We start from the raw sequence: 4,499 nt of genomic DNA, 5'->3' as shown, positions 1-4,499 counted from the left end.
CATTGGTTTCCCAGGTTCCCCTGATGTAGAAATAGCTAAGCGATACTGTGAAGAAAATAAGATTGACCATAAAGTTCAATATCTTAATATTGACGATTTGATTTGCAATGTTACTAATATTGTTTCCATTTGCGAAACATTTGAAACCATCGATGTTATGGATGCCTCCCTTATGTATTTCGCTTACAAAATGGCGAAAAATGCAGGCATCAAAATTATTCTCATCGGAGATGGAAGTGATGAGGTTTTAGCCGGTTATGATTTCTTTAAAACTTCTCCCGATCCTGAATACTTAATGACCTATCGTCTGGGCAATTTGTACCGCACAGATCTACAACGATCAGATCGATGCAGTATGATTCACTCCGTTGAAGCACGTCCACCATTCATGGACAAAGAATTTCTGCGTTTTGCGTATAATGTCCCGTTTGAGCTTAAACTACGTAATGGTATTGAAAAGTGGATATTACGAGAGGCAATGGCAGATTATTTGCCAGATTATATTAGGCTCAGGAAGAAGGTTCGATTACCAGAAGGTTCTGGTCTCCTATCTCAATTATTAGATTTTGTTCGTAGTCAGACCTCAGCGGTAGAACAAAAAATATTATCCAGATTAAAAATAGACTCTACCGATGGTGCATACCTATTGGAGGAATATTTGAAAGCTGGATTTCCGATTCCCCATGAGCGATACAAAAAGCCAAATTTAGATTTTTCATCTAATGGTTATTTTGAATGGAGTTCGGACTCAAAACAACTAACTAAAATTAGTTGAGTTGTTGACAGATAAAAGCTTAATCTAAAAACAGAAGATTAAGAGCGTTAAAACCTCATTTTTAGTTGCAACAAGGATAAAACTTACTTATGTCAATGCAAGCTTTACCTGAAGTTAACGTACTCAAGCTAACCGCACAGGAGTATGTCAACATACACACCTACATATATGAAATTCCAATTCCCAATACCGCTACTGTATTTCTAGCAATCAATCGGGAATCCGTTGATAGTCCTGAGGTACTAGTACATCCAGATAACAGCGGCACTAGTGATCCAAAAAACTTAAAAGCAGTATTAAATTGTAACTCCTCCTATGGCGGTACCCGTGCAGAGCCTCCGGTGGAGGGAGACTACGAGCAAAGCCGTTTGAATGCCCTTGAGTCTTTGTTAAAGCTTTCATTTTATGAAAGTCATACTAAACATAAATATCTTAGTAAGACAAATGAAAAGGGTGCTTTAGATGAATTAATTTCACCTGAAAGTAAAATAAAAAATTACTTGAAGGCACAAAATGAAGCACAAAAAGATATTCCTGAAGGATATGATTTTTCTCGGGATTTTCTAAAACTTGAATTTCGAGGTGGACGGGCTATCATACTATCAGAAAATTTAGACATACATGAGATTATTGTCGATGCCAGCCATCCAAAAGCCTATGAAGTGTATTCTTCTATCTTCAAGGAGGTAGGAAAATTCCTCAATGGTCAAACAGGAGCAACAAAAATCGATTTTCAAGGGAATGTTGTAGAAGAAGACAGTTTCATTCCAGCCGGTGCACTATTCATTACACCTGATTTTGGTCCGAATAAAAGGTTAGCTGATTATCTTCATGAGCATACACCTCAAGTTTTGGGTGTTGATGCCTCTGTTGGTGGAGGTGGAGGTAAAGCAGCCTACACAGTCAGTGGATTTTTTGGAGCCTTTGATGCAGCTAGTGAGCAAGGATTATTTAATGCTGACGATGAAAATCTTCCCATCTCACTAATCGGTGCAGCAGGTGCAATGGGTTCAGATACAGCTAAACGACTGGCAGAAAAGGGTTTTAAAAATGTATTAGTCTCAGATATAGCCTATGACTACACCAAACCTGTAGAGACAGATTCTACCACAGGAGAAAAACTGGTTCCCATCTTGGAAAGCGAACGATACCGTATGAATGGTGAAGCATTCCAAAGAATTCCCTCCAGTTGGGGTGTGGCTTTAGCAGAGCCAGGAAAGTTTACTGATGAAGCATTGGGTAAAAATGGTGAACCGAGGGTAATTATTGCTATGACTTTCGGTAAAGCCCTAAAGCATTCCAATCTTGATGCTATTCCATACAATTCCACTGTGCTTCTATCAGAAAATTGGGCAATTCCTCCTGGAGATGAAGGATTGGAAATCATGAAAGCTCTCAAAGACAGGGGTATTATGGCATTGCAAGGTCAAGCAATAACTCCCGGTGGAGCAGGAAATTCTAAAGTGGAAATATTTTTCAGAGCCACAGAAAATGGAGGCATCACCAAGGCAATGGAAAATGAACAGACACCTACTTATCATAAACGTCTAGGACATGAAATTGTGTACAGACAAGTAAAGCAAGGTGCCAGTGATTTGCTGACTTTGGCGAAGGAAAGGGATATCACCACAATAGAAGCTCTAGCTGAATATACTAACCTACCTGTACTGGCACGAAACTTTGTATTGCAAAAGTTTCTCTAATAACTAGCTAAATTTGTAGGGATTCAGGTATCTCAACTCCAGCCAAAAAAGAGATTTCAGAATTACTGAAATTTAATAGATCGAAAATTTTGGCCAGTTGAGAAGGAAAGAATTAGGGGTTCAGTCAATGCTTTGAATAACTCCGAGAGCGATCGCAAGCGATCACTCTCGGAGAATTTGTTAGAGTTAGGTGAGTGCTTTTTTACTCAAATTAAATATAAAAATATGACTTTTAGCTATGTTTATTGAGATTAGTAAGGAAAATCGCGCTAAAGCACTGGTTTTTGGTGCCATTTTAATAAAACTTATGTTGTGGGGATCCGCATTTCCTGCCATTCGGGTTTCCCTGGCTGGATACAGTCCTGCCGGAGTCGGTTTTCTAAGATATCTAGTCGCATCTCTGGTTCTGCTTGTGTATGCCCTAATCAGCCGAATGCCAATGCCCGAACTAGAAGATTTGCCGCTAATTTCCTTTTGTGGTTTTATCGGTATCGCGCTTTACAATTTCATGCTCAATACAGGTGAGCTTACTGTTACGGCTGGTGTCTCAAGCTTTATTAACTCGACGCAAGTAGGCGTTATCGCAATTTTGGCAGTACTATTCTTAAACGAACAACTTAAAAAAATAGGTTGGATTGGTATTGCGTTGTGTATTGTGGGTGTTGGTATTATGTCCTTCACTGAAGGCAATATGTCCTTCACTGAAGGCGATGTTTTTCACCTATCGATAGGAGTATTATTCGTTTTTATTTCGACCGTCTCAACCAGCTTGTATTCAGTGCTACAAAAACCACTGCTACAGAAATACACTGTAATTCAATTTATAACCTATGCAATTTGGGCAGGAGCAATCTGTTTATTCTTCTTGGCACCTCGTGCCGTGTTGTCAGTTACTAATGCACCGTTGAATTCAACTTTAGCAATCGTTTATCTGGCTCTATTCCCAGGTATTTTGGCTTACGTTGCATGGTCTTATGTATTGTCTAAGCTTCCAGCCTCACAAGCAGGCAGTTATTTAGCTTTGATTCCTGTAGCCGCGACGTTTATTGCTTGGTTGTGGTTACACGAAGTCCCCACAGCATTATCCTTACTTGGCGGTGCGATAGTCTTCTGTGGTATTACGCTTATTAATCGAAGTAAGCAAGTTTCAGATTAAGTAAATGCTCACCGCAATCGGCATATACTTTAAACGGTCATAATCTGAGGTTTGTCAAAAACCTGAAACCTCAGTAAGAAATCTAACTCTTGTTTATACTTGACATGTGCCGACTCAATACTCCCCTAGAGTTAGCTGAATCCCACCCAACTCAAAACGCAAGTTGTTGCCGTGCAAAGTATCGTATAGAAAATATTAGGCGCTCATTCGACATTATGTGCGCCTAATATCCTCTATAGCAGTCCTAAATGATTCGTAAAAATAACCCTGGCTTAATTAAGCGTTTATTCCCTATATTTTTTTGTGAAAAACATCATACTTATGAAGTTTATTAAACTCAAAAACGTAAGTATTTAGCCGTGAGCCTTGGGCAAAGGCCACGGTACGCGAATGGCTCACGCTTCGCGAACAGCTGTCAACCTAACGCTAATCAACGGGAAGTAGTCAACAACCTTACGGGCTGGTAAAGCTAGTTGAAAATTCCTGATCGTTTTACTCATCCGACCCGGTTCAGTTAAAGCGCATGATAGCTAATAGCTAATAGCTGATAGCTTACACTCAATCTTCCTAGAAGATTAGTATTTATAATATTTTTAAAGAAGCCATAGGAGTCAATCTATGAGCTTATTCGCCACCGACCGTGTACTTGTACCCATTGATTTTTCTGAAACCTCCTTTGAGGCTTTAGAAAAATCAATAGACTTTGTCAAGGATGCATCTCATATATACGTTATCCATGTCCTACCTCCTCTCAACCCTGGTGAACCGGGAGTGATGTGGCGTACAGTAGATAGCCAGACCCGTAAATCCCATGTGGAAAAGGTACTTTCTGACAGATTCAAGGAACCTCAATACCAAGGAATTC

4 protein-coding genes are annotated in these 4,499 nt (G+C 39.6%); all 4 read left to right on the top strand.

Annotated elements, in window-relative coordinates:
* Positions 1-775 (top strand): asparagine synthase C-terminal domain-containing protein (locus F6K57_RS37625; protein WP_293073492.1); only part of this gene is annotated, 775 nt, incomplete at its 5' end.
* A 95-nt stretch (positions 776-870) separates the two neighbouring features.
* Positions 871-2,478 (top strand): hypothetical protein, encoded by a 1,608-nt coding sequence (locus F6K57_RS37620; RefSeq protein WP_293073489.1) that lies wholly within the window; start codon positions 871-873, stop codon positions 2,476-2,478.
* Between the two features lie 238 nt (positions 2,479-2,716).
* Positions 2,717-3,634, top strand: a complete 918-nt coding sequence (locus F6K57_RS37615) for a DMT family transporter (RefSeq protein ID WP_081431387.1) — start codon at positions 2,717-2,719, stop codon at positions 3,632-3,634.
* 618 nt (positions 3,635-4,252) lie between these two features.
* The coding region (locus tag F6K57_RS37610; protein WP_293073484.1) for a universal stress protein at positions 4,253-4,499 on the top strand (247 nt) is incomplete at its 3' end.

Source organism: Moorena sp. SIO4A5 (genome assembly GCF_010672005.1).
Classification (GTDB): Bacteria; Cyanobacteriota; Cyanobacteriia; order Cyanobacteriales; family Coleofasciculaceae; genus Moorena.
The sequence above is the reverse complement of the archived record's forward strand: the minus strand, read 5'-3'. Positions and strand labels throughout refer to the sequence as shown.

What these genes read in the sequence shown, in the direction of transcription:
- F6K57_RS37615 (WP_081431387.1), top strand. Translation starts at nt 2,717, where the DNA reads ATGTTTATTGAGATTAGTAAGGAAAATCGCGCTAAAGCACTGGTTTTT.
- F6K57_RS37620 (WP_293073489.1), top strand. Translation starts at nt 871, where the DNA reads ATGCAAGCTTTACCTGAAGTTAACGTACTCAAGCTAACCGCACAGGAG.